This is a genomic window from Pseudonocardia autotrophica, assembly GCF_003945385.1.
GTDB lineage: Bacteria > Actinomycetota > Actinomycetes > Mycobacteriales > Pseudonocardiaceae > Pseudonocardia > Pseudonocardia autotrophica.
On the sequence record NZ_AP018920.1, the window covers coordinates 2,975,998 to 3,001,483 of the forward strand.

Annotated in this window: 22 protein-coding genes and 1 tRNA gene; 12 read left to right on the plus strand and 11 right to left on the minus strand. The window is 73.1% G+C overall.

Annotated elements, in window-relative coordinates; genetic code table 11:
* Positions 1-46 precede the first annotated feature (46 nt).
* The 3 genes from Pdca_RS14130 to Pdca_RS14140 form a co-directional block, all read right to left on the minus strand.
* Positions 47-1,747 carry a UGSC family (seleno)protein gene (locus Pdca_RS14130; RefSeq protein WP_085915758.1) on the minus strand — a complete coding sequence of 567 codons (1,701 nt, stop codon included), beginning with the start codon at positions 1,745-1,747 and terminating at the stop codon, positions 47-49.
* Positions 1,744-2,004 (minus strand): hypothetical protein, encoded by a 261-nt coding sequence (locus Pdca_RS14135; protein ID WP_085915759.1) that lies wholly within the window; start codon positions 2,002-2,004, stop codon positions 1,744-1,746. The genes Pdca_RS14130 and Pdca_RS14135 overlap by 4 nt, the downstream gene beginning before the upstream one ends.
* Positions 2,005-2,309: 305 nt before the next feature.
* Complete coding sequence (locus tag Pdca_RS14140) at positions 2,310-3,761, minus strand: RNA polymerase sigma factor (protein ID WP_085915760.1); 1,452 nt, start codon at positions 3,759-3,761, stop codon at positions 2,310-2,312.
* A gap of 204 nt (positions 3,762-3,965) precedes the next feature.
* Here Pdca_RS14140 and Pdca_RS14145 point away from each other — a divergent pair, with 204 nt between their 5' ends.
* On the plus strand, positions 3,966-4,829 hold the full coding sequence (locus tag Pdca_RS14145; protein WP_085915761.1) for an inositol monophosphatase family protein: 864 nt from the start codon (positions 3,966-3,968) through the stop codon (positions 4,827-4,829).
* 11 nt (positions 4,830-4,840) lie between these two features.
* On the opposite strand, the gene cei is transcribed toward Pdca_RS14145, so the two are convergent.
* Both cei and Pdca_RS14155 read right to left on the minus strand, forming a co-directional pair.
* On the minus strand, positions 4,841-5,470 hold the full coding sequence (gene cei / locus Pdca_RS14150) for an envelope integrity protein Cei (RefSeq protein WP_085915762.1): 630 nt from the start codon (positions 5,468-5,470) through the stop codon (positions 4,841-4,843).
* Positions 5,470-6,564, minus strand: coding sequence for a phosphotransferase family protein (locus Pdca_RS14155; RefSeq protein WP_085915763.1), 1,095 nt, complete (start codon positions 6,562-6,564; stop codon positions 5,470-5,472). Before Pdca_RS14155 ends, cei begins: the two co-directional genes overlap by 1 nt.
* Positions 6,565-6,908: 344 nt before the next feature.
* Between Pdca_RS14155 and Pdca_RS14160 the strand changes: the two genes are divergently transcribed.
* A complete protein-coding gene (locus Pdca_RS14160) occupies positions 6,909-7,211 on the plus strand; it encodes a DUF4193 domain-containing protein (protein WP_020626973.1) in 303 nt (100 codons plus the stop codon).
* Positions 7,212-7,311: 100 nt separating this feature from the next.
* On the opposite strand, the gene Pdca_RS14165 is transcribed toward Pdca_RS14160, so the two are convergent.
* A complete protein-coding gene (locus tag Pdca_RS14165; RefSeq protein ID WP_208115267.1) occupies positions 7,312-7,818 on the minus strand; it encodes a DUF3093 domain-containing protein in 507 nt (168 codons plus the stop codon).
* Positions 7,819-7,843: 25 nt separating this feature from the next.
* Between Pdca_RS14165 and dut the strand changes: the two genes are divergently transcribed.
* The 4 genes from dut to Pdca_RS14185 all read left to right on the plus strand — a co-directional run bounded on the left by dut (position 7,844) and on the right by Pdca_RS14185 (position 13,424).
* Entirely contained in the window at positions 7,844-8,359 is a 516-nt protein-coding gene (dut, locus tag Pdca_RS14170; protein ID WP_085914425.1) for a dUTP diphosphatase, read from the plus strand.
* Positions 8,359-12,057 carry a DUF3710 domain-containing protein gene (locus Pdca_RS37555; RefSeq protein ID WP_085914424.1) on the plus strand — a complete coding sequence of 1,233 codons (3,699 nt, stop codon included), beginning with the start codon at positions 8,359-8,361 and terminating at the stop codon, positions 12,055-12,057. Before dut ends, Pdca_RS37555 begins: the two co-directional genes overlap by 1 nt.
* 217 nt (positions 12,058-12,274) lie before the next feature.
* Positions 12,275-12,655 (plus strand): OB-fold nucleic acid binding domain-containing protein, encoded by a 381-nt coding sequence (locus tag Pdca_RS14180; protein WP_085914423.1) that lies wholly within the window; start codon positions 12,275-12,277, stop codon positions 12,653-12,655.
* Between the two features lie 55 nt (positions 12,656-12,710).
* Entirely contained in the window at positions 12,711-13,424 is a 714-nt protein-coding gene (locus Pdca_RS14185; RefSeq protein ID WP_085914436.1) for a DUF3159 domain-containing protein, read from the plus strand.
* 13 nt (positions 13,425-13,437) lie between these two features.
* Here the strand turns inward: Pdca_RS14185 and Pdca_RS14190 are convergent, their stop codons facing one another.
* The gene (locus Pdca_RS14190) at positions 13,438-14,097 is read right to left on the minus strand and encodes a potassium channel family protein (protein WP_085914422.1); all 660 of its coding nucleotides are present in this window, start codon (positions 14,095-14,097) and stop codon (positions 13,438-13,440) included.
* Positions 14,097-14,759, minus strand: a complete 663-nt coding sequence (locus Pdca_RS14195; RefSeq protein ID WP_085914421.1) for a potassium channel family protein — start codon at positions 14,757-14,759, stop codon at positions 14,097-14,099. Before Pdca_RS14195 ends, Pdca_RS14190 begins: the two co-directional genes overlap by 1 nt.
* 137 nt (positions 14,760-14,896) lie before the next feature.
* Between Pdca_RS14195 and Pdca_RS14200 the strand changes: the two genes are divergently transcribed.
* From Pdca_RS14200 to Pdca_RS14225, 6 genes are all read left to right on the plus strand, one after another.
* Complete coding sequence (locus Pdca_RS14200) at positions 14,897-16,984, plus strand: APC family permease (RefSeq protein WP_085914420.1); 2,088 nt, start codon at positions 14,897-14,899, stop codon at positions 16,982-16,984.
* Positions 16,985-17,001: 17 nt separating this feature from the next.
* Complete coding sequence (locus Pdca_RS14205; RefSeq protein ID WP_085914435.1) at positions 17,002-18,183, plus strand: class I SAM-dependent RNA methyltransferase; 1,182 nt, start codon at positions 17,002-17,004, stop codon at positions 18,181-18,183.
* Between the two features lie 99 nt (positions 18,184-18,282).
* A tRNA-Leu gene (locus Pdca_RS14210) sits at positions 18,283-18,356 on the plus strand.
* Between the two features lie 151 nt (positions 18,357-18,507).
* Positions 18,508-19,380, plus strand: coding sequence for a universal stress protein (locus Pdca_RS14215; RefSeq protein ID WP_085914419.1), 873 nt, complete (start codon positions 18,508-18,510; stop codon positions 19,378-19,380).
* A gap of 675 nt (positions 19,381-20,055) precedes the next feature.
* On the plus strand, positions 20,056-20,691 hold the full coding sequence (locus tag Pdca_RS14220; RefSeq protein ID WP_085914418.1) for an ANTAR domain-containing response regulator: 636 nt from the start codon (positions 20,056-20,058) through the stop codon (positions 20,689-20,691).
* Between the two features lie 349 nt (positions 20,692-21,040).
* The gene (locus Pdca_RS14225) at positions 21,041-22,366 is read left to right on the plus strand and encodes an ABC transporter substrate-binding protein (protein WP_085914417.1); all 1,326 of its coding nucleotides are present in this window, start codon (positions 21,041-21,043) and stop codon (positions 22,364-22,366) included.
* A 245-nt stretch (positions 22,367-22,611) separates the two neighbouring features.
* Here the strand turns inward: Pdca_RS14225 and Pdca_RS14230 are convergent, their stop codons facing one another.
* From Pdca_RS14230 to Pdca_RS14240, 3 genes are read right to left on the minus strand one after another with little or no spacing between them, the layout of a single operon-like run.
* Entirely contained in the window at positions 22,612-23,427 is an 816-nt protein-coding gene (locus Pdca_RS14230) for an ABC transporter ATP-binding protein (RefSeq protein ID WP_085914416.1), read from the minus strand.
* Positions 23,424-24,497 (minus strand): ABC transporter ATP-binding protein, encoded by a 1,074-nt coding sequence (locus Pdca_RS14235; protein ID WP_085914415.1) that lies wholly within the window; start codon positions 24,495-24,497, stop codon positions 23,424-23,426. Before Pdca_RS14235 ends, Pdca_RS14230 begins: the two co-directional genes overlap by 4 nt.
* Positions 24,487-25,482: a branched-chain amino acid ABC transporter permease gene (locus Pdca_RS14240; RefSeq protein ID WP_085914414.1), complete on the minus strand. Its 996-nt coding sequence runs from the start codon at positions 25,480-25,482 to the stop codon at positions 24,487-24,489. Before Pdca_RS14240 ends, Pdca_RS14235 begins: the two co-directional genes overlap by 11 nt.
* Between the last annotated feature and the right edge of the window lie 4 nt (positions 25,483-25,486).

A 25,486-nucleotide genomic window follows, 5' to 3' on the forward strand; every position in this document is an offset into this window, starting at 1 on the left:
CGTCGTAGCGTCGTGCCGATTCGGGTATCGCGGTCGTCCGGACGCCTCAGTCCGGCTCGACGATCCAGTCGGTGCGCAGTCCGGTGGTGATGGGCGGGCTGGACGTCGGCATCAGCAGGTCCTTGCCGCGGGTCGAGCCGCAGACCGCGATCGAGTACTGCGCCGCGTCCCGGACCACCGGGATCGTGCGTTCGCGCTGCGCGGCCGCATCCAGCTCGAACAGCCAGTCCCATTCGGGCAGGGTCTTGCCGTCGGCGTGCAGCTTCCGCCAGATCTCGATCACCCGGGCGACCGGCTGGTGGCCGTACTCGAACAGCAGCTCCTGCAGCCGTTCCCGGTCGATGCCGTCCCGCTGGAGCGCCTCGGCGTGCGGCGGGGCGACCAGCAGCAGCCGGCCGTTGGGGGAGTGCTTGGCCCCCGAGCCGCCGAACAGGTTGGAGAAGTAGCCGCCGTGCACGGTGTCGAAGGCGCTGATCGAGCGGGCCAGCTGGTCGCCGTCGAGGTGGCCCTGGAATCCGACGTCGGACTCGCCGAGGGTGATGAAGACCGAGACGGTGTCGTCGTCGGGGCCGAACCCGGCGCCGGTGTGGAACGGGGCCCAGGGGCTCTCCTCGTCGTTCTCCCGGACGACGACGATGTTCTTGCGGACCGAGCCGATCGTGTCCATGTCCAGCACGCCCGGGTACCAGGCGCCCAGGTTCTTCAGCGCGAGCACGATCGCCCGCCCGATCCGCAGGTTGACCCGGTTCCGGGCGCCGGGCCCGATGCAGCCCCGGCCGCCGTTGATCCCGAGCGCGCGGGCGTGCCGCCCGTTCACCAGGACCAGCGGGGCGTGCGCGCTGGTCGACATCAGCATGGTGCGGAACCGGACCCGCTGGGCCGGGTCCTGCATCGCCCGCAGCGCGGCCTCGACGACGACCATCTCGGCGGCCGTGGTGCCGGCCATCGCGCAGGCGATGGCGATCTTGCGCGGGGTGGCCTGGCCGTTGCCGGGCGGCACCGTGAACAGCACCTCGTCCGGGTCGGCGCCGATCCGCCGGACCAGCGCGTCGACCGCCTCCGGGGTCGGCGGCAGCAGCGGGTAGCCGTCGCCCCAGTCGCGGTCCAGGAAGTGGTCGTTGTAGGCGCCGAGCAGCCCGACCGGGTCCGCTCCGGTGAACCGCAGCTCGGCCGGGTCGTCCAGCCCGGCGGGCGGCTCGGCCGCGTCGGCCGCACCCTCCAGGGTGGCGATGATCCGGTCCAGCGCGTCCAGCGACTGCCGGGTCGACGCCTCGGCGGTGATGTTGTTGTACACCTCGGGGACGACGACGGTCTGCACGTTCGGCACGCCGAACGCGCGGGCGCTCGCCGCGATGTCCTCCTCGAAGCCCTTCGAGGCGACCACGACGGCCGGGATCCCGGCGCGCTCGAGAACGCTGGCGTCGTGGGTGATCCACGAGCTGCACGATCCGCAGTCGGCGGTGCAGGCCACCACCACGTCGCATTCGGCGATCACCTGGTCGAGCAGTTCGCGGTCGCACGGGATCGAGCCGCTGTAGAACAGTGTCCGGGTCCCGTGCAACCGCTCCTCGATGGCCGAACCGATGGCGCGCAACGCCACATCGCCGTTCGGCTTGCCGTTCCAGAGCAATCCGACGGTCAGCGAGGAAAGGCTGCGCGGACGGGGTGCCAGATCGGCGAGGTCGGTGCCGTAGCGGTCGGCGGTCGGGTTCAGTACCCGCATCTCGAATGCGGCGTCGCCGCTCATGTCGCGCTCGGGGTGTCGATGTGCAACGTCTCGACCGGGACGTCGTGTGCCTTCGCGGCCTCGGTGAGGAATGCCCTGACCATCGCCGCATCGATCGTGCAGGCACTGCACTCGTCGTTGCCCGCTGGGGTGAACGCGACGGTCAGCTGCCGGGAATCCGGCTGGTAGTCGGTGAACTCCAGCGATCCGCCGTCGTTCGCGACGATCTTTCCGATGTCTCCTACGACGGTGCGTAGGGCGGTCTCGAACTGATCCATAACGCCTCACCTCGGGAAGTGGTCGGCATCGGTGGGGCGATGCGACCGGCTGTGCAGTGGGGTCGGACGCGCGCGGGCGGGCGTGCTCGGCCCCAGCTGGACTGGCCACTGGTCCAACGCATGGATCGTCGGGTACCGGTTCGGCCGCCGTCAAGCGAAGCGTGCGGAGTGGGGGAACTTGACCGAGAGGGGACGAGACATCCGTCCGATGCGCCGGCCGGGCGGCCGGTGCCCGGCCCGGGACACACGAGTGCCCCGGCCGCATCGCGACCGGGGCACTCGTCGAACGGGAGGCTGCCCGCCGATCAGTCCAGGTAGTCCCGCAGGACCTGGGACCGCGACGGGTGGCGCAGCTTCGACATCGTCTTCGACTCGATCTGGCGGATCCGCTCGCGGGTCACGCCGTAGACCTGGCCGATCTCGTCGAGGGTGCGCGGCTGGCCGTCGGTCAGGCCGAACCGCAGCCGGACCACACCCGCCTCACGCTCGGACAGCGTCGCCAGCACCGACTGCAGCTGGTCCTGCAGCAGCGTGAAGCTCACCGCGTCGACGGCGACGACCGCCTCGGAGTCCTCGATGAAGTCACCGAGCTGCGAGTCGCCCTCGTCGCCGATGGTCTGGTCCAGAGAAATGGGCTCCCGGGCGTACTGCTGGATCTCCAGCACCTTCTCCGGGGTGATGTCCATCTCCTTGGCAAGCTCCTCGGGAGTGGGCTCGCGCCCGAGATCCTGGAGCAGCTCACGCTGTATACGGCCGAGCTTGTTGATGACCTCGACCATGTGCACCGGGATACGGATGGTGCGGGCCTGGTCGGCCATCGCGCGGGTGATGGCCTGCCGGATCCACCACGTCGCGTACGTCGAGAACTTGTAGCCCTTGGTGTAGTCGAACTTCTCGACCGCACGGATCAGGCCCAGGTTGCCCTCCTGGATCAGGTCCAGGAACGCCATGCCGCGGCCGGTGTAGCGCTTGGCCAGCGACACCACCAGTCGCAGGTTGGCCTCGAGCAGGTGGTTCTTGGCGCGCTCGCCGTCCCGGACGATCCAGCGCAGGTCGCGCCGCATCTGCGGGGAGAGCTTCTCGTTCGACTCGAAGAGCTTGCGGATCCGCTCCGCGCCGTAGAGACCGGCCTCGATCCGCTTGGCGAGCTCGACCTCCTCCTCGGCGTTGAGCAGCGCCACCTTGCCGATCTGCTTGAGATAGGCGCGGACGGAGTCGGCGGAGGCGGTGAGCTCGGCGTCCTTGCGCGCCTGACGCAGCGCCTCGGACTCCTCCTCGTCCCAGACGAAGTCGGCCGACTTCTGCTGCGACGAACGGGTGGTCGGTGCCACCCGGTTCTTGCCGGTGTTGGTCTCGTCGTCGGAGTCGTCGTCCTCGTCCGGCTCCTCGACGGTCTCGTCGGCCGCCGCCTCGGCGATGTCGGCCTCGATGTCGGCGGCCTCGACCTCACCGTCCTCGAGGTCGACCGCGGCCTCGTCGAGCTCGACGCCCTCGCCGTCCGTCGCCGGGTCGGTTCCCTTCTTGGGGGCCGCCTTCTTCGGACCGGTCTTCGGTGCTGCGGCCTTGCGGGTACGTGGGGCCGCCTTCTTGACGGTGCTGCTCGCCGTGGTGGTGGACGCGGTCGCACCGGACGTACGGCGGCTGCGGGATGCGGGACCCGACGTCGGATCGACGGTCGAGTCGCTGCGTGCTGCGGAGTCTGCGGCTGCCACCTGGGCCCTCTCGCTACGTGCGCTGGAGTCGTTACGCGACCGGATCGCCGGGACGCTCGCCGGGCGGTGAGATCACGGATCGGTCGGAATGTTCTGTCCTGGCACCGCCTCGGTCGCCGGCGTCGATGGTGGTCGCCGCGCGTCCCGGAGACGGGGTGCGTGTTCCATTGTAACTGCGCACCGCGGGAGGGGACGCACCTCACGCCGCCCCGCGCGTCCGAGTGCTCCCACGCGTGGTCGGATGGGGCGGTGAGCCCGCACGAGACCAGCGATTCCGCCGCCCTCCGAGCCGTCGCCGAGCAGGTCGCGGCCGAGGCGGCCGAGCACTTGCGCAGTCTGCCCGCCCCGCGTGGCGCGGCGGGGGCCGGAGCTGCCGGCGCGGTGTCGACGAAGTCGTCGCCGACCGACGTGGTGACCGCGTCGGACGCGTCGGTGGAGCGCTTCGTCCGGGACCGGCTGGCGCAGCTGCGCCCCGGGGAGCCGGTGTACGGCGAGGAGGGTGCCGGCGACGCGGCCACCGCCCGCTGGGTGGTCGACCCGATCGACGGCACCGTCAACTACCTGTACGGCCTGCCCTGGTACGCGATCTCGATCGCCGCGGTGGAGGCCGGCGCGACCGTCGCCGGGGCGGTCGCCGAGCCCGCCTCGGGACGGCTCTGGTCGGCCGGCCGGGGGCTCGGCGCGACCTGCGACGGGCGGCCGCTGGCGGTTGCGGCGACCACCGAGATCGGCCAGTCGCTGATCGGCACCGGATTCGCCTACCGGGCCGAGCGCCGGGCCCGGCAGGCGCGGATGGTCGCGGCGATGCTGCCCGAGGTCCGCGACGTGCGCCGGGCCGGTGCAGCGGCGCTCGACCTGTGCGCGGTCGCCGCCGGATGGCTGGACGGCTACCTGGAGCACGGCTGCAACTGGTGGGACTGGGCGGCCGGGGCGCTGATCGCCCGGGAGGCGGGTGCGGTACTGCACATCGCCGTCGCACCGGGGATGTCCGACCTGGCCGGTGCCGGCGGGACGGTCGACGGGCTGGGCGACGACGTCACCCTGGCCGTCGCCCCCGGCGTTGCCGGTGACCTGGTCGAGCTGGCCCGTCGCAGCGGCGCCGCGCAGGTCTGAGACCTCGCCGCTCAGCAGACCCCTTCGCGGGCCTGGGTCAGCAGGCCCGCGTCGGCCCGCGGGCCGCCCTCGACCCCCGGTGACGACAGCTGGTCCAGCACGTCGCGGGCCGCACGGCCGGGTGCGACGTCGGTGAAGGCGGTGCCGACCACCACATCGACCACGGCGCCCGGGCGCTCGTCCCGGATCAGCTCGACGCACGGAAGTGCCAGGGCGAGGGTGGCTGCTGCCGGTTCGCCGTCGGCCCCGAAGCGCATCTGGCCCATGCAGGCCAGGTCGCCGTCCGGGAACGCCGGGTCGTTGCCCGGGGCGTCCGCCTCGCCGAACTCCAGATCCTTGAGCTGTGCGGACACCAGGTTCGCCTGGCCGCGCTGGCCGCCGGCGTTGAGCACCTGGAACCGGACGTCGCGCGGCGCGGCCGGGCCGATCCCCTCGAGCTCGGTGCGGTCCAGCTCGGTGCCGGGGAGCGCGCCGGCGGCGGGCGCCGGGCAGTTCGTCGACGACGGTCCGTCCGACGCGTTGCCGAGCACGACGGTCCAGGTGACGACGGCGACCACGGCCAGCGCCGCCGAGGTGAAGATGATCGGCCGGGTGCGTCGGCGCTCGTAGGGCCGCTCGTGGCGGGAGATCCCCGGGAACATCAGAACCGGCCCCCGTCCAGCACGTGATGGCCGAGCGCGACGAGCGGTCCGACCGAGCCCTCCAGTCCCTCCGCCATCTGGGCGGGCACCGATCCGGCGCGGACCCTGGCGAGGATCCCGGCGAGCACCACGGCCAGCTTGAACGCGCCGAACGCGACGTACCAGGGCAGCGGGGCGGGATCGAGTCCGGTGCGCGCGGCGTAGGCGGCCACCAGTTCCTGGCGGGTCGGGAAGCCGGGCAGCGTCGTCGGCCCGGGCAGCGGCTGGGCGTCCGCCCAGATCCCGGTGTCGCCGGCCTGCTTCCAGTAGACGAGCAGCAGGCCCACGTCGGCGAGCGGATCCCCGAGCGTCGACATCTCCCAGTCCAGGACGGCGAGGACCCGGCCCGGGTCGGCCGCGTCGAAGACGCAGTTGTCCAGCCGGTAGTCGCCGTGCACGATCGTGTGCCGCTGGGTGGCGGGCACGTCCGCGGCGAGTCGCTCGGCGAGTCGGGTGAGATCGGTCTCCACGGACTCCTCGACCGGCACCGGATCGTCGCCGTCGCGGGCGGCGGCCCACTGCTTGCCCCAGCGCCGGATCTGGCGCTCCATGAAGCCGTCGGGGCGGCCGAAGTCGGCCAGTCCGACCTCGGCGGGGTCGACGGCGTGCAGCGTGGCGAGCACGTCGACGAGTGCCTCCCCGGCCCGCCGCCGGTCGTCCTCGGTCTCCGCCCAGCCGCCCGGGAGGTCGGTCAGGGGCACGACGCCGTCGACGAGTTCCATCACGAAGCAGGGCGCGTCGGTCGGGCCGGGGCTGGTGCCGTCATGGGTGGCGAGCACCGCGGGCACCGGCACCCCGGTGCCGGCGAGCGCGGCGATGACCCGCTGCTCACGGCCCATGTCGTGGGCCGTTGCGGCGACCTCCCCGACCGGTGGGCGGCGCAGCACCACGGAGCCGGCGGGGGAGTCGACCCGGTAGGTGAGGTTCGACCGGCCAGCGCCGATCGGGGCCAGTTCGGCCGCGCTCCACCGCTCGTCGCCGAGGACGGTGGCGAGCCACTCGCCGACCGCGGCGGGATCGGCACCGGGTGTGGGCGTGCGGGCGCTCGTCGTCACGCCGACCGACCCTAGTCGCGACGACGGCGGCGCGACCGCCACGACACCCGGCGTCGTCGGCGGCGTCACCCGGCGGGGAGCCCGGTGGGATACCCCTCGCAGCGCCCTCCGGCCGCTGGGCTACCCTGCCGCCCGCCGGTGGCGGACCGGTTTCTCCGGACGGGACGCGGGACGATCGATGCCGAACCGTCGGCGGAGTGAGACCGGCGTCACTACCGCTGCCGGGCACAAACCCGCTCGCCGCGACGTTCCCCTGCGGCACGCGACGAGTGAACCAAGGCGAAGGACCTGCTGCTCACCGGGCCGGAGTGAGCAGCACGACGTGAATGGCAAGGGTGAGACCCATGGCGACCGATTACGACGCTCCGCGTCGCAACGAGGCCGATGAGATGGCCGAGGACTCGCTCGACGAGCTCAAGCAGCGCCGCAACGAGGCGCAGTCCGCGGTCGTCGATGTCGAGGAGACCGACACCGCGGAGAGCTACGAACTCCCGGGCGCGGATCTGTCCGGCGAGGAGCTGACGGTGAACGTGCTGCCCAAGCAGGCGGACGAGTTCACCTGCGCCAGCTGTTTCCTGGTGCACCACCGCAGCCGGTTGGCCAGCTCCTCGGGCGGACAGTTCCTCTGCCGCGACTGCGCGGCCTGACGAACGACGGACATCGAACGGGCCCCGGCGGACTCCGCCGGGGCCCGTCCGTGTTCCACGGGGCCGCCGGCGGGGTTGCGCCGGGCCGCCGACGGGCCGGTCAGGGGATCTGTGGCTGCGGTGCCTGGGCCGCTGCGATCGCCGACCGCAGCTCGGCCGGTCGGCGGCTGCTCAGGACCCAGTACGGCTCGCCGCCGCCCGGGTCCGTGATCTCCACCCGGACCAGCGGGCCCACCCAGGCCCGGTGCAGGACGTAGGCCGACGGATCGAGATCCGGGCCCATCGCCTGCTGCTTGTCCTTCGGTTGCACCGTGTCGGTGAGGCCGACCTGGGACAGAAGCAGCTCCCGCCCGTTCGACACGAGCTTGCCGTCCCGCACCGTGGTGCGGCTGCGGCCCATCCACCACAGCACGCCGATGCACAGCGGGATCATGGTGGCGTAGCCGATCCAGGCCCGCAGGCCTGGATAACCCATGTGGATCTGGGCACCCATCAGGCTGCCGAGGCCGAACGCCAGCAGGTACCACCACACCGGGACGGACAACCGCTCGTCGAACGCAGTGGGGCCGGACGTCGCAGAGTCGCTCTCCGGAAGCCGATCGCTCACGTGTCCCAGGGTAGCGTCGCCCGCCGTGCCCGGTTCCGCGCCCGCTCCCCCGGACAAACCGCTGGTCGCACCGTCTGTCGACGTGCTGCTGACCCGGCTCGATCCCGACATCCCGCCTCCCGCCTATGCGCGGCCAGGAGACGCCGGGGCCGACCTGGTGACCACCGAGGACCTGGTGCTCGCGCCGGGGGCCCGCGCGCTCGTCGGCACCGGCGTCGCGATCGCGCTGCCCGAGGGCTACGCCGGGTTCGTGCATCCCCGCTCCGGGCTCGCCGCCCGCTGCGGTCTGTCGATCGTCAACGCGCCCGGCACGGTGGACGCCGGCTACCGCGGCGAGATCAAGGTCTGTCTGATCAATCTGGATCCGGCCGAGCCGGTCACGCTGCGCAGGGGGGACCGGATCGCACAGCTCGTCGTGCAGCAGGTCGAGACCGCCCGGTTCGTCGAGGTCCCGGCGCTGCCGGAGTCCGTACGCGGCGTCGGCGGCCACGGCTCGACCGGCGGAAACGCTGCTCTGGAACCCGGGGGAGGTACCCGCTGATGCCCGGACGCACACGGGGGCGGATGTTCGACATCCAGCCCGAGCACGGGGTCGAGGACACCGGCACCGGGACCTACCCCGGCTACCCGGGGTACGGCGACGACTCCGACGTCGATCCCTACGACGACTACGCCGAGCACTACGCGGGTGAGGACGCAGCCCGGGGAGCCCGGCCGGGTCAGCCGCCCAACGGTGCCGGTGGGCCGACCGGTCGTAACGGTGCGCCGGGTGACACCCGCGGTCGTGGCCCCGGCGGCCCGCGCGGCGCCGCCCCCGACGGCGCCGGTGGCCGCGGCCAGAACCGCAACGGGGCCGCACGTAACGGCACCGCACGCAACGGCACCGCACGCAACGGCACCGCACGCAACGGAGCTTCGGCCAACGGCGCCGGGCCCAACGGCGCTGCTCGCAACGGCGCCGCAGGGGGCGGACCGCACAGCGCCGGACGTAACGGAGCCGGCCCCCGGCCTCCGGCGCCGGACGCCGCGTCGGCCACCGCCGTGGTGCCGCCGGTCCGCCGTGACGCGTCCGGCCGGTTCCGCAGCGCCACCCCCGAGGAGCGCGACGAGCGGGTCGCCGCGGACGGCCGCTGGGACCGGTCCGAGCCACCGCTGCTCAGCCACCGCAGCGAGCGCGACGAGCCGGCCTACGCCCGCGACCGCACTCCGCAGGGCTTCGACGGCGGCGACCCCGACGACCCCGAGTGGGGTCGCTCCGGTGCACCGGACGCCGCGCACGACGGTTACGCCGACGACCCGTATGCCGACGACGAGTACGACGACGAGCAGTACGACGACGAGCAGTACGACGACGACGAGTACGGCGTCGGCGACGCTCCGCTGTCGGTGCCGCCGCCCGGCAGCGGCGGCCGCCCGCTCGGGCCGGCCGACGTCGAGGAACTCGACCCGTCGATGACGGACGCGCTGTCCCGGGTCGATCTCGGGGCGATCCAGGTCCCGGTGCCCTTCGGCGCCGAGCTGAAGCTGGAACCCGCGGGTGCCGAGCGCCCGCAGGCCGTCCACCTGCTGCTGCCCGAGGGCCGGATCGCGGTCAGCGCACTCGCGGCACCCCGGTCCTCCGGCCTGTGGGCCGACCTGTCCGCCGAGATCGAGCAGTCGCTACGCAACGGCGGCGCGCGGATCCGCACCGCACGCGGCGACTGGGGCCGCGAGCTGCACGCGCGTACCGAGAACGCGGCGTCGGTCTTCGTCGGCTGCGACGGTCCGCGCTGGATGGTCTACGGCGTCGCGACGGCGGCACTGGAGACCGTCGAGGCGCTGGACGTCGAGCTGCGTCGCGTGCTGCGCGGGATCATCGTCGTGCGCGGGAAGTCGCCGTACCCGCCGCGGACGGTGCTGCCGCTCGAACTGCCCGAGCACATGCGGAGCAAGCAGCCCGAGGTGGCGCCGCAGAAGCCGAGCATCACGGTGTCGGTGCCCCAGCCCGCCGGGGAGTCGGGGGCGACGAAGGCACCCACGACCGGCGCGACGCCGCGTCCGGACACCGGTGCCACCCCGAGGCCGGGAACCACCGCGACGCCACGCCCGGACACCGGTGCCACCCCGCGGCCCGGAACCGGCGCGACGCCGCGTCCGGACGCCGTGCCCGCGCGTGAGGACGTGCGACCGGCCGCGCCGCGGCGCGCCGCGGCCGCCGGGCCGGTGTCCGCACCGCTGCGGCGTCCCGGCGGCGTCGCTCCGGAACCGGAGACCCGGGCACTGCCGGCGGTGACCCGCCGTCCTGCAGCGGCGTCGGCGGTCCCCCCGGAGGACCCCGCCGAGCGGACGGCCCTCGCCCGGCCGGTCCCGCCGCCGGAGGCGCCGGCCGAGCGCACCGCGATCGCCGCGGGCCCGCTCGATCTCGACGAGCCGGACGCACCGGCACCCGGTGCGAACCGCCGCTACGGCCGGCCCGATCGGCGCAGTAGGGCCGCGGAGCCGGCGCGCGGCGGCCCGGTGCCGGACGACCGGGAGCAGCTCGCCCCGCGGCGCCGGACCGGTCCGGCGACCGGAGCCGGCCGGGTCCCCGCGGCCGAGGCCCGTCCGCAGCCGGTCCACGCACCGCTACCGGCGCACGCCCCGGAACCGGCCCGAGCGCCGGAGCGGTCGTTCCGTGCACCTGAGCGAGCCCCGGAACGGTCCCCCGAGCCTGCTCCCGAGCTGCCGGTGCGCCGTGACCCGGCGGTGACCTCACTGTCGGTGGCGGACCTGCTCGCCGACGCGGAGAGCGCGCGGAACGAGCCCGTCCGCGGCACGACCCGCTCCTCCGACCTGCCCGGCCGCACCGACCCGCCCGCCCGGGTGGGGGAGGACGCGCCGACGTTCGGTGCCGGTGCGTCCGGCACCGCACCGGCCGCCGACCGGGACCCGGCCCGGCGCTCCCGGCGCCGCCGCCCGCAGGACCGGGACGAGGCGGGCCGGGTGGACGCCGCAGAGCTGCTCGCCCGCAGCGATGCCCCCGCCGGTCACGACGACGGGCTCGGCGACGACCGGCCGGAGAGCCGGCCGCGCCCGGCGCTGGCGATCGAGGACATCCCGCTCTCGGACGTCCCGCTGATGGAGGCCACGCTCGACCGGGCCCCCGAGCCGCCGCCGGCCCTGCCGCGCCGGGAACGCCGTGAGCGCCCGGTCACCACGGACCAGCCGGAACGGGCGACCGACCGCTCGGAGCGAGCCACCGAACGGTCGGGACGAGTGACCGATCGGCCGGAGCGGGTCTCCGGCCGTCGGCGGGACGAGAACCGCAACGGCGCCGCCGACGAGGGCTGGATGTCGGCGGAGATCGCCGCGGCCCGGCGCTCCGGCAGGCACGGTGAGGGCACCGGCGGCGGGATGTCGGTTGCCGACCTCCTCGCCTCGGCAGCCCTGGACGCCGGCACCGGCCGCCGCCGCTCGGGCACCGCGGACGCGTACACCGGCGCTCCCTCCGGCCGCCGGGGCCGGACGGACGAGCCCGCCGAGCCGGGGCACACCCACCGGCACGGGACCGCCGCCGGCGCGGCGGAGCCCACCGGTGCGGCCCCGGACCGGGGCACGTCGGCCCACTCCGCGAGCGGCCGGCAGCCCGACGCCCGTGAAACCGGTCACCACGGGACAGGCGGCCACGGAGCCGGCGGCTACGAGCCGAGCGGTTACGAGCCGAGCGGCCGCGCACCGGGCGGCTACGAACCGAACGGCTACCGGCCGGGCGGCTACGAGCGGGGCGGCTACGAACCGGCCGGTTACGCGGCAGGCGGCCAGGGGACCGGTGCCCGGGTGAACGGGACGCACGTCCCGGACCGCGACACCGGCGGCCACGTGGACCCCGGACCCGCCGGAGACGACCTGTTCCGGGCACCGTCGACGTCCGCGGACCGCTACCGCGACGGTGGCCCGACCTCGGCCGACGAGGCCCGCAGTGCCCTGCAGGACCTGCTGCGCAGCGCATCGGCCGGGCAGCCGGACGCCGGCCGGGCCGGCACCCAGGGCGACGGACCCGCCCGGCACGGGAACGGTGTCACCGGCCTCGCCGACTACCGCGCGAGCCGCGCCATGGCATCGGCGCGGGGCGCGACCGGCGAGCCGGGGGAGGACCCGGACGAACCGGTCGGGGAGGCGGGCCGCGCCGCGGGCGTCTCCGGTGCGACCGGGCAGTGGTCGTCCGGTCGGCGCAGCAACGGCACCGATCCCCGCGATCTCGGGAAGCACCGCCGGGACTGAACGGCGCCATATCGCAGGGCTCGGCCCGCCGGACTGCCCGGCAGCAACCACCGGGCGCCGGCGGGCGACCGGTGGCCGCTGCCGGGCACCCGCTGTGACCTGCCGTTGCGCGGGCACACAGCGGGTCCGGCGCGCGTTACCCTGGCTGTGCGACACCACGGCCCGGCGGGTCGCCACACGATGTGCGGAACACGGGCCACGCGGGGCGAGGAGAGACATGAGTAGCACGGACGGCGGTGCATTCCGCCGGATGCTCCGCAAGCTCACCAGCGACGTCGACGAGCTCGACGCCCGCGATCTCGCCGAGGACGCCGAGGAGTCCGGTGCGAGCCCGGCCCGCGACTGCGCCTGCGGCGAGGAGGTCACGATGCTCGGCAGGATCCGCAGCGTCGAGCTCTGCCCGCAGAGCGCGGACGCCACCCTCAGGGCCGAGTTGTTCGACGGCACCGACGGCGTCACCCTGGTCTGGATGGGCCGTCGCCGGATCCCCGGCATCGAGGCCGGTCGCACCATCCGCGCGCGCGGGCGGATCTCCGTCCGCGACGGGCAGAAGGTGCTCTACAACCCGTACTACGAGATCTGCCAGCCCCAGCACTGACCAGCCACCCGATGCGGCCCGGTGCGTGCCGGCCCGCGACGACCGATCGGATTCCGTGAGCGACCACCACGAGGCCCCGACCACCCGGATCCCGCGGGTCGACCCGCCGCCGGCCGCCGACGAGCAGACCGGCCCCGTCGGGGCCCCGGTACCGGGCGGCGGGCGGGAACCGCAGTCGGGACCGACCCTGATGGAACAGATGGGCGGCATCTCCGGGATCGTCGCCTCCTCGATACCCGTCGCGGTGTTCGTGCTGGTCAACCTGATCGGCGGGCTGCAGGCGGCGCTCTACTCGGCGCTCGCCGTCGGCGTCGGCGTGATGGTGTGGCGGCTGGTCCGCCGCGACCCGATCCAGCCGGCCGTGTCCGGCCTGCTCGGTGTCGGTATCTGCGCCCTGGTCGCGCGGCAGACCGGCGAGGCCCGCGGCTTCTATCTGCCCGGCCTGCTCATCAGCTCGTTCTTCGCGCTCACCGCGATCGTGTCGATGATCGTCCGGTGGCCGATCGCCGGGGTGATCTGGAACGGCATCAACTCGCGCGGCATGGAGTGGCGGGAGAACCCGGCACTGCTGCGGGCCTACACGATCGCCACCGGGCTGCTCGCGATCGTCTTCGTGTCCCGGGTGGTGGTCCAGGGATTGCTGTACGACGCCAACGCCGAGACCTGGCTGGGTATCGCCCGGCTCGCGATGGGCTACCCGCTGCTGGCGCTGGCGCTGCTGGCCACCGTGCTGATCGTGCGGCGGGCCGAGAGCGCCACCCCCGCCTGACGACCGGCCCGGCTCACGGGTGGGCCAGCGCGTCCCGGATGTCGTCCTCGACCGCGGTCGTCGCGACGAACAGCAGCTCGTCACCCGGCTCGAGGGCGTCGTCGGGCTGCGGCACGATCACCCGGCCGCCGCGCAGGATCGTCACCAGCGCCGAATCCGGCGGCAGCGTCACCGCCCGCACCGGACGCCCGGCGAGCGGCGTGTCCGCCGGCAGCGTCACCTCGACCAGGTTCGCCTGGCCCTGGCGCAGCGTCATCAGCCGGACCAGGTCGCCGACGGCCACGGCCTCCTCGACCAGTGCGGCCAGCAGGCGCGGGGTGGACACGGCGACGTCGACCCCCCAGTTCTCACCGAACAGCCATTCGTTGCGCGGGTCGTTCACCCGCGCCACCACCCGGCGCACCCCGAACTCGGTCTTCGCCAGCAGCGACACCACGAGATTGACCTTGTCGTCGCCGGTCGCCGCGATGACGACGTCGCACCCCTCGACCCCGGCGTCCTCCAGCAACGCCAGCTCGCAGGCGTCGGCGTGCACCCACTCGGCGTCCGGGACCGCGGTCGGGTCGATCTGGGTGAGCTCGCGCTCGATCAGCATCACCCGGTGCCCGGACTCGACGAGCTCCAGTGCGATGGAACGCCCGACGGCGCCCGCTCCGGCGATCGCGACCCGCATCAGTCCTCCTCCGGCGGCGCCGCCGCGGCCGCCGTCACGTCGCTGACCGTGCCCGACACCGCAGCCACGTACACCGTGTCCTCGGCCTGCACGATGGTGGTCGCGGTGGGCAGCACCCCGCTGCCGAACCGGACGACGAACGCCACCCGCGACGCCGTGGCCTCCTCGAGGTCCCGGACCGACCGCCCGACCCAGTCCTCGTGCAGCGGCAGCGGCAGCACCGCGACCGTGCCGGTGGGTTCCCGCCACGCGGTCGCCACGCCGTCGGGCAGCAGCATCCGCAGCAGCCGGTCGGTCGTCCACGGCACGGTGGCGACGGTCGGGATGCCGAGCCGCTCGTACACCGCCGCCCGCTTGGCGTCGTAGATCCGGGCGACGACCTTCTCCACGCCGTAGCTCTCCCGGGCCACCCGGGCCGCGATGATGTTCGAGTTGTCCCCGGAGGAGACGGCGGCGAAGGCGTCCGCCGAGTCGAGCCCGGCCTCGTCGAGCACACTGCGGTGGAAACCGAACCCGACCACCTGCCGTCCGCGAAAATCCGGCCCGAGCCTGCGGAACGCCTGCGGGTCCCGGTCGATCACCGCGACCTCGTGGCCGAGCCGCTCCAGTCCCGAGGCGAGGGACGAGCCCACGCGTCCGCATCCCATGATCACGACGTGCATGGCGAGCTGGGTCCTTCCGGCGGGCAACCGCCCGGGATGTGCGATTCGTTCCGTCTGCGCGGTCGCGTCCCTGCGATGGTGCGCACGTGCACGAACGCTATCGCGTCGTTGCGTTGCACGAGGCATAGGCTGCGCTCGTGTCCACGCTCGTCGTCGCCCTGAAGCGGCTCGTGGTCGGCCGACCGCAGCGAAGCGACCGCCTGACCAGCACTCTCCTCCCCAAGCGCATCGCGCTCCCGGTGTTCGCCTCGGACGCGATGTCGTCGGTCGCCTACGCGCCCGAGGAGATCTTCCTGACGCTCTCGGTGGCGGGCGTGGCGTCCTATGTGATGTCGCCGTGGATCGGGCTGGCGGTCGTCGTCGTGCTGCTGACGGTGGTGGCGAGCTACCGGCAGAACGTGCACGCCTACCCGTCCGGCGGCGGCGACTACGAGGTCGTCACGGTCAACCTGGGCCGCAACGCCGGGCTCACCGTGGCCAGCGCGCTGCTCGTCGACTACACGCTCACGGTCGCCGTGTCGATCTCGGCGGCGGCGGCCAACATCGGCGCGCTGGTGCCCTACGTCGCCGAGCACAAGGTGCTGTTCGCGGTGTCGGCGATCGTCGTGCTCACCGCGATCAACCTGCGCGGGATCCGCGAGTCCGGGGCCGCGTTCGCGGTGCCGGTGTACGCCTTCGTGCTCGGCGTCGGCACGATGATCGTCTGGGGGCTGACCCGGATCCTGATCCTCGGCGACGACGTCCGAGCCGAGAGCGCCGATCTCGATCTGGTCGCCGAGGGCGACGCCTTCACCGGGCTGGCGCTGGTGCTGCTGGTGCTGCGGTCCTTCACCCAGGGCGCGGCCGCCCTGACCGGGGTCGAGGCGATCTCCAACGGGGTACCGGCGTTCCGCAAGCCCAAGTCGCGCAACGCAGCGACCACGCTCCTGCTGCTCGGCGGGATGTCGGTGACGCTGTTCATGGGGCTGATCGCGCTCGCCCAGCTGACCCACGTGCAGATCGCCGAGAACCCGGCGCGGCAGTTCCCGGACGCACCGGAGGGCTACCGCCAGCAGACGCTGGTCGCACAGCTCGCCGACGCGGTGTTCGACAACTTCCGGCCCGGCTACTTCTTCGTGATCGTGATGACGGCGCTGATCCTGGTGCTGGCCGCGAACACCGCGTTCAACGGGTTCCCGGTGCTCGGCTCGATCCTGTCCCAGGACCGCTACCTGCCCCGCCAGCTGCACACCCGTGGCGACCGGCTGGCCTTCTCCAACGGCATCGTGGCGCTGGCGCTGTTCGCCGTGCTGCTGGTCGTCGGCTTCCAGGCCGAGGTCACCCGGCTGATCCCGCTCTACACGGTGGGCGTGTTCGTGTCCTTCACGCTGTCCCAGACCGGGATGGTCCGGCACTGGAACCGGGAGCTGGAGCTCGGCCCGGATCAGGCGCAACGTCGCCGGATCCGCCGCAGTCAGGCGATCAACGGGTTCGGGGCCTGCATGACCGGCCTCGTCCTGATCACCGTCCTGATCACCAAGTTCACCCTCGGCGCCTGGATCGCGATCGTCGCGATGGCGGGCTTCTTCGTGCTGATGCGCGGAATCCAGCTGCACTACGACCGGGTCGCCGCCGCGCTGGTGGCCGACGAGACCGACGACGTGCTGCCCTCGCGCAACCACGCCGTGGTCCTGGTGTCCACCCTGCACAAGCCGACCCTGCGGGCGCTCGCCTATGCCCGCGCGACCCGGCCGGACATCCTCGAGGCGGTCACCGTCAACGTCGACGACTCGGACACCAGGAAGCTGGTCGACCAGTGGCACCGGCGCGACATCCCGGTACCGCTCAAGGTGGTGGAGTCCCCGTACCGGGAGATCACACGTCCCGTGCTGGACTACGTGAAGCGGATCCGCACCGACTCCCCGCGCAACGTCGTCACCGTCTACATCCCGGAGTACGTCGTCGGGCACTGGTGGGAGCAGGTACTGCACAATCAGAGCGCGCTGCGGCTCAAGACGCGGCTGCTGTTCCAGCCGGGAGTGATGGTGACGAGCGTGCCGTGGCAGCTGCCGTCGTCGTCGCGGACCCGCGCGCTGTCGCCGCTGCAGGCGCCGGGCGCGTCCCGGCGGGGCTACCCGGACGGCAGCGCCGGGCCGGGCGAGGACACGCCGGCAGCACGAGCAGGGACAGCACGAACAGCAGGGACGAGCCCGGGTACCGCCCGGAAGAAGGAGACACGCCGGTGACCGACTGGACCGACCGGATGCTGGAGCTGCTGGTCGGACCGGTCGCGCACGGCGGGCACTTCGTGGCCAGGGCGGCGGAGGACGGCACCCCCGGGGTGGACGGCGACGGCCGGGTCGTGTTCGTCCGGCACGCGCTGCCGGGGGAGCGGGTCCGCGCCGTGGTGACCGAGGACCCGGGCGGTGCGTTCTGCCGGGCCGACACCGTCGCCGTGCTGGATCCCTCCCCGGACCGGGTCGAACCGCCGTGCCCGTGGGCGGGCCCCGGCGGTTGCGGCGGCTGCGACTTCCAGCACGCGAGCGCCCCGGCCCAGCGTGACCTGAAGACCGCGGTGCTGCGCGAGCAGCTGGAACGGCTCGCCGGGCCGGCCGCCGAGCTGTCGACGGTGCCGCTGCACGAGGTCGTCGTCGAGGAGCTGCCCGGTGGCCCGCTCGGCTGGCGGACCCGGGCCCGGCTCGCCGTCGACGACGCGGGCGTGCCCGGCCTGCGTGCGCACCGCAGCCACGACGTGTGCGAGATCGCGGACTGCTCGCTCGTCCCCGCCGGAGCGCTGGAACCGGTGCTGGAGCAGCGGTTCGCCCCGCGGACCGAGTTGGAGGTGACCGTCGGTGCCGACGGCGCCGCCCGGGTCGGTGCCGGTGCGACCGTGCGGGCCGCCGGCCGGACCTGGGAGCTGTCGCCGGGCACGTTCTGGCAGGTGCACCCGGCCCTCGCCGACACCCTCGCCGGCGTCGTCGGCGACTGGGCGGACGCCCCGGCCGGCGGCGTCGGCTGGGACCTCTACGGCGGCGTCGGACTGCTCGGGTCGGTGCTGGCCGGTCAGGTCGGGCCGGACGGCAGGGTGCTCGTGGTGGAGTCATCGCGGTCCGCCGTGCGGGACGGCCGGGCCGCGCTCGCCGACCTGCCCCAGGTCTCGTTCGTGCCGGGCCGCGCGGAACGGGAGATCGCCCGCCTCTCGCCGTCCCCGGACGTCGTCGTCAGCGACCCGCCGCGCGCCGGGCTCGGCGCCGCCACCGTGCGCGCACTCGCCGACCGTGCGCCGCGCCGCGTGGTGCACGTGGCCTGCGACCCGGCCGCACTGGGCCGGGATCTAGCCCTGTTCGCCGGGGTCGGGTATCGGGTGAGGGCGCTGCGCGGGTTCGATGCCTTCCCGATGACCCACCACATGGAGGCCGCCGTGCTGCTCGAACGGCTCGGCTGAGATCTCCCACGGGGCTCCGGCCGGGAGCCGCGCCCGGATGTCGCGGCCGCCCGGCGGCCCGCTACGCTGGAACGGACGCGAATACGCCGAACGTTTCACGCCCTCGTATTCCAATTGGCAGAGAAAGCGGTCTCAAACACCGTACAGTGTGGGTTCGAATCCCACCGGGGGCACAGTCCAGCGGATCCGCCCGGCCGTTCCGGCACGGTTCCGCACCGCTCCGCCCGAGTCCTTCGTCCCGCTCGTACCGGGACCGCTGCCCGCGGCGCGTCGTACCCCGGCAGGCCATCGTCGGCGTGACCGACGACGGAGAGGGATCGCAAGATGGACGACCCGACGGTGGCCCGGCCGGTGGTGTGCGGAGTGGACGGCTCCGGACAGGCGCTGGCCGCGGTGCGCTGGGCAGCGCAGGACGCGCGAGACCGGGACCTCCCGCTGCGGCTGCTCGCCGCGACCGGACCGCTCGAGGGCACCGGTGGGCCGGCCCCGATCGGCGCGGCCGACCGCACCCGCCGGGCCGGGGAGCTGGCCGCGCGCAACCTGCAGGACGCGGTCGTCGTCGCGCGGGAGATCCTGCCCGCGGACCGGATCACGACGGCGGTCGCGGAGACGAGTGCGGTCACCGCACTGCACCAGGAGTCCGCGCGAGCCCACCTGCTGGTGCTGGGCGACCGCGGCCGCGGCGGATTCGCCGAGCTGCTCGCCGGTTCGGTCGCGGTCGGGACGGCGGCGACGGCGCGCTGCCCGGTCGTCGTGCTGCGCGGGATGCACACCCCGGGCGGTCCGGTGGTCGTCGGTGTGGACGGGTCCGGGCCGTCCGAGACGGCGCTCGGTGTGGCGTTCGCCGAGGCGCGGCTGCGCCGTGCGCCGCTGGTGGCCCTGCACGCCTGGTCCGACGACGTGTCGGACCCCTACGTCGGGTTGCTGGTGGACTCCGAGGCGGCCCTCGCGGCGGAACGGTGCACGCTCGACGAGGCCCTCGCCCGGTGGACCGGCGCCTTCGGTGATGTCGAGGTCCGGTCGGAGATGGTGCGCGACGGCGCGTCCCGGGCGTTGGTGGCGGCCTCCGCCGGAGCCCGGCTGGTGGTGGTCGGGTCGCGCGGGCGCGGTGGCATCGCCGGCCTGCTCCTCGGTTCGGTCGGCCGGGTGCTGCTGCACCACGCGCACTGTCCGGTGCTCGTCGCGCGCGCCGGCTGAGGCCGCGCAGTCACCGAGGCCGCGCAGTCAGTGGGGCTCGCGGTCACCGAGCCGCGCAGCCACCCCGGGCGGCAGTGACGATCTACGGTGGCTCCGTGCCGCGCCGAGCGCTGTTCCTCGACATCGACGGGACCCCGGTGCCGTCGACCTCGTCGGGGCGGTTCCTCGCCGAACGCCTGGGTGACCGGGACGCGGTGGTCGCGGCCGAAGCGGCCTACGCGGCGGGTCACGTCTCCGATCACGCCGTCTGCGACATCGACGCGGCCGGATACGCCGGGGTCTGCGAGGAGCAGGTGGCCCGGTGGCTCGCCGAGCTCCCGGTGATCGACGGGATCCGGGCGATCGTCGGGTGGTGTGCGGAACACCGCGTCCTGCCCGTACCGGCCTCGCTGGCGTGGCGCCCCATGAGCGAGAGCCTCGCCGGACGGTTCGGGCTCACGATCAGTGGTGGTCCCGAACTGCACGCCGTCGGCGGCCGCTACAGCGGGCGCATCCGGGACCTGCGTCGCGGCGGATCCCTGCCCGATCGGAGGGGTAACGCGTCCACGGTGGCGTGTTTCCGCACACGAAAGGCCGAAGGGAGACGACCCGGAAGGGGGTGCGCGAGTAGCCTCGGGGCCCGGTCCCAGTGCCCCCTTACCTCATGCCCAGTACGTATCCCGAAGGAGTTCCCCGGTGACCGAGAACGTTCCCGCAGAGACGGCGGCAGAGGGCGGCCCGCAGCCCGGGTGGCGGGTGCTGGTCGTCGAGGACGAGGCCCTGATCCGGATGGACCTGGCCGAGATGCTCTCCGAGGAGGGCTACCAGATCGCCGGTGAGGCGGGCGACGGCGAAGCAGCCATCAGTCAGGCCCGCGAGCTGTCGCCGGATCTCGTGATCATGGACGTCAAGATGCCCAAGAAGGACGGCATCGAGGCCGCCGCGACGATCGTCGAGGAGAAGATCGCCCCGGTCGTCATGCTGACCGCGTTCAGCCAGCGCGACCTGATCGAGCGGGCCCGCGACGCCGGCGCCATGGCCTATCTGGTCAAGCCGTTCGCCCGGCACGAGCTGGTGCCCGCGATCGAGCTCGCCGTCTCCCGGTTCGCCGAGAAGAAGGCGCTCGAGGACGAGGTGGCCTCGCTCAACGAGCGCTTCGAGACCCGCAAGGTGGTCGACCGGGCCAAGGGTCTGCTGATGACGCACCAGAAGATGTCCGAGCCCGAGGCGTTCCGCTGGATCCAGCGCACCGCGATGGACCGCCGGACCACGATGAAGGCGGTGGCCGAGGCCGTCGTCGACGGGCTGGCGCCCGCCAAGTCGTCCTCCTGACCGCTCCCGGTCGCACAGTCCCGACAGCCCCCGCAGCCGTCCCGGCTGCGGGGGCTGTTCGTTGTTCCGGGGCGGGGTCCGCATCGTGCGGACCTCGCCCGGCGTTACAGCATCGACAGTTTCGGAACGATTCCGATTCCGGCCGTCCCGGTTCGCCGGGAAACGGACTGGTCACTGCGGGTGGCAACGCCGATACCCAGAAAGATCATTACGTGACAGTCGTGAGTCGAATCATCACATTCGTGTCACGAGCGGTGATCGGCTCCCATTTCCTGGTGCGGGCGTACTAGTTTTCCGCCCATCCTCCCGCGCGACTTCGACGGCGGGGGGCGGTCGAAGGGGAACCTGTATGACGCGATCAACGTGGCGATTCGCCGCCCTGGCCGGGGTGACGTCGCTGGTACTGGCCGGCTGTGGCGGCGGTGGGGACACCGACGGCGGTGGGGAAGCGGCGGGGAGCGATGCTCCGGCCGCTGCCGGTCAGGAGTGCACGCCGCCGCAGGCGCAGCCCACCGGTAACCCGAGCACCGACCCGCTGAAGATCGGCACGCTGCTGCCCGAGACCGGCAGCCTGGCCTTCCTCGGTCCGCCGGAGTTCGCCGGTGTCGAGGTGGCCCTCCAGGAGGTCAACGCGGCCGGCGGGGTCCTCGGCAGTCCGATCGAGCACCTGCGCGGCGACTCCGGTGACGACACCACCGACATCGCCAACCAGACGGTCGACCGGCACCTGGCCTCCGGGACCCAGGTGATCGTCGGCGCCGCGGCGTCCGGCGTGTCCAAGCTGGTGATCGACAAGATCACCGGTGCGGGCGTGGTGCAGTTCTCGCCGGCGAACACCTCGGACGAGTTCACCTGCTGGGAGGACGCCGGGCTGTACTTCCGGACCGCTCCGCCGGACATCCTGCAGGCGCAGGCCCTCGCTCAGCTGATCACCTCCGACGGTGGCCAGCGCGTGAGCATCCTGGCCCGTAACGACCCGTACGGCGCCGGTCTGGCCGACAACGCCGAGCAGAACCTGGTCTCCGCGGGCATCCCGCAGGACCAGATCCAGAAGATCATCTACGACCCGAACGCGGCGTCGTTCAACCCGGAGATCGACCAGGTCGCGCAGTTCGACCCGGACTCGATCGCGGTGATCGGCTTCGACGAGTCGAAGCGCATCATCACCCGGATGAGCGAGGTGCAGATCGGGCCGGCCCAGAAGGGCGTCTACGGCACCGACGGCAACATGGGCAACGCCCTCGGCGAGGGACTGCCGGCCGGCCTGCTGGAGGGCATGAAGGGCACCACGCCGCTGACCGATCTCTCCGGAGACTTCGAGGAGCGGCTGCGGGCCCAGGACGCGAGCCTAACCGACGTCAACTACGCCGGTGAGTCGTACGACGCCGTGATCATCTCGGCGCTGGCTGCCGAGGCGGCGAAGTCGACCAACGGTGCGGACATCGCGTCGGAGATCAACGGGATCACCAAGGACGGCGAGAAGTGCTCGACCTTCGCCGACTGCAAGGCGATCCTCGACCAGGGTGGTGACGTCGACTACGACGGCGTGACCGGCACCCTGGACTTCACCGACGCCGGCGAGCCCGGTTCCGGTTCCTACGGCGTGCTCACCTTCACGCCGGAGAACACGCTGAGCGACGACATCACCTTCATCCGGGTGGGCGCTCAGGGCTGAGTCAGCCACACGCACGACGACGAGGGGGCGGGCCTGCACGGGGGTCCGCCCCCTTCGTTCTGCGCCGGTGCGGGGCGCCTCAGGGGGTCCGCCACCGCCCCGCTGAGCCGCCGCCCCGCCGAGCTACTGTCCCGCCGCCCGGCTGAGCCGCCGCCCCGCCGGGCCGGGTCCGCCGGCGCCATCCCCCGGGAACGGGAACGGCCCCGCACCCCGGGGGAGGGGTGCGGGGCCGTCGCCGGTCCGGCTCAGTCCTTCTTCTCACTGCTCCCGGCCAGCGTGCCCAGGTACAGCTCGATCACCTTCGGGTCGTTCAGCAGCTCCGCGCCACCCGCGGTGTAGGCGGCCCGCCCCTGGTCGAGGACGTACCCCCGGTCGCAGATCTGCAGGCACCGGCGGGCGTTCTGCTCGACCATGATGACCGAGACACCGGCGGCGTTGATCCGCTTGCAGCGCACGAAGACCTCGTCCTGCAGCATCGGCGAGAGCCCGGCCGACGGCTCGTCGAGCAGCAGCACCGACGGCTCCATCATCAGGGCCCGGCCCATCGCCACCATCTGGCGCTCGCCGCCGGACAGCGATCCGGCCTTGGTCTTGCGGCGCTGCCCCAGCATCGGGAACAGGTCGGCGACCTCGTCGAACCGCTTCGCGAACGAGCGCGGTCGCAGGAACACCCCCATCTGCATGTTCTCCTCGATCGAGAGCGAGGGGAACACGTTGTCCCGCTGCGGGACGTAACCGACGCCCTTGGTGACCAGGACGTGCGCCTTCGCACCGGTGATCTCGGATTCGCGCAGCCGGACCGTGCCGGTCCGGACCGGGATGAGGCCGAACATCGCCTTCAGCAGCGTCGACTTGCCGGCGCCGTTCGGGCCGATGATCCCGACGATCTCGCCGTCGCGCAGGAAGAAGTTGCTCCCGGTCAGGATGTCGACGCCCGGGACGTACCCGGCGACGAGCGAGTCGATCCGCAGCAGCGCCCCCTCGGCGAGCCGGTTGTGCACCTCGGGGGTCGCGGCCTCCTCCGGGGTCATGACGGGTGTGGCGTCGCTGTTGTCGCTCATGTGCGCTTCCCCTCCGCGCCGCTCACCTCGGGCGGGGGACCTTCCAGCCCGCCCTCGGCCTCGACGGCCTCCATCTCGGCCACGATCTCGGCGGTGTCACCGACCGGGTTGCCGTCGGCGTCGAACTCCAGGACCTGGTCGTGGTGCGAGCCGAGGTAGGCGTCGACGACGGCCTGGTTCGACGACAGCGCCGACGGCGGCCCCTCCGCGATCACCTGCCCCTGCGCCATCACGACCACCCAGTCGCTGATGTCGCGGATGACGTCCATGTCGTGCTCGACGAAGACCACGCTCATGCCCTCGTCGCGCAGCGACTTGACGTGCCCGAGCAGGCTCTGGGTGAGCGCCGGGTTCACCCCGGCCATCGGCTCGTCGAGCATGACGACCTTGGGATTCATCATCAGCGCCCGGGCCATCTCCAGCAGCTTGCGCTGCCCGCCGGAGAGCGACCCGGCGAGATCGTCGGACTTGGTGTCGAGCTTGAACCGGGCCAGCAGCTCCCGGGCCTGCTCGGTGATCTGACGCTCGCGTGCGCCCCAGCCGGTGAACAGCGCGCCGAGGAAGCTCTCGCCGCGCTGGTCGGTGGCGCCCAGCTTCATGTTCTCCATGACCGTCATGCCGGCCAGGGCCTTGGTCAGCTGGAAGGTGCGGACCACGCCGCGCCGGGCCACCCGGTGCGGCGGCAGCTTGTCCAGCGGGGTCCCCTCGTACACCCAGGATCCGGTGTCGGCCTTGTCGAACCCGGTGAGCAGGTTGAACAGGGTCGTCTTCCCGGCACCGTTCGGGCCGATCAGGCCGGTGATGGCGCCGCGCTGGAACTCCAGGTGGGCGACGTCGACGGCGGTCAGCCCGCCGAAGGTGCGGGTCACGCCGTCCACGGTCAGCACCGGGTCCGGCTTGGCGACGCCCGGTTCCGGGGCGACGTGGGCGAGCGCGTGGCCCGGATCGGGCACGTCCGCCCCGGCCGGTGGGCCGTCGACGACGGGGGCGGGGACGTCGGTGTCCCGGGTGATCGCGGTGTCGTCGGCGGCGTGCGTGTTCTCGGGCTCGTGCGAACGGTCAGCGGCCATCGCCGAGCACCTCCCTCCGGCGTCCGAAGATGCCCTGTGGTCGGAACACCATCATGAGGCCCAGGAAGACGCCGACGAGCACGAAGCGGATCGCACCGACGTCCTGGGACGAGATGAAGGGCAGCAGCGGGTTCTCGCCGGCGGTGGCCTGACGCAGGAAGGCGTCGGACACCGACAGCAGGAACCAGAACAGCATGGCGCCGACGACCGGGCCGAAGACCCGCCCGGCGCCGCCGAGGATGAGCGCGGCGTAGGCGAAGAAGGTCTGCGGCGGCGAGTAGAAGTCCGGCGTCAGCGACTGGGTCGCCAGCGCGAAGACGATGCCGCCGAGTGCGCCGAAGACGCCGCCCAGCGCGAGCGCCTGCATCTTGTAGGCGAACACGTTCTTGCCGAGTGCGCGGGCGGCGTCCTCGTCCTCCCGGATCGCCTTGAGGACGCGGCCCCACGGGCTGCGGACGAGCAGCCAGGTGAGCAGCACGCACAGCCCGACGACCGTCCAGCCGACGACGATCGACCACAGGTCCGGCCCGCGGACGGTCAGCCCGAGGATGTTGTAGGTGGGCTGGGTGAACGGGTTGGCGGCCGCGAACGCGTCACCGAACCCGGTGAGCCCCTGGGTACCGCCGGTGAATCCGGTCTGCGACGTCGACCGGGTGATCAGGCGCAGGATCTCCGACGCGGCGATCGTGACGATCGCCAGGTAGTCGGCGCGCAGCCGCAGGGTCGGGATGCCCAGGATCAGCGCGAGCGCCACACCGCAGGCCATACCGATCAGGACGCCGAGCCAGAGCGGGGCGCCGTAGTTCGCCACCGAGATGCCCATCCCGTAGGCGCCGACCAGCGCGAAGCCGATCTGGCCGAAGTTGAGCAGGCCGGTGTATCCGAAGTGGATGTTGAGGCCGAGTGCGAGCAGCGCGAAGAAGATGGCCGACGGGCCGATCAGCTGCGTGAACCCGACGGTGAGGAGTTGTCCGAAGTCGATCATGATG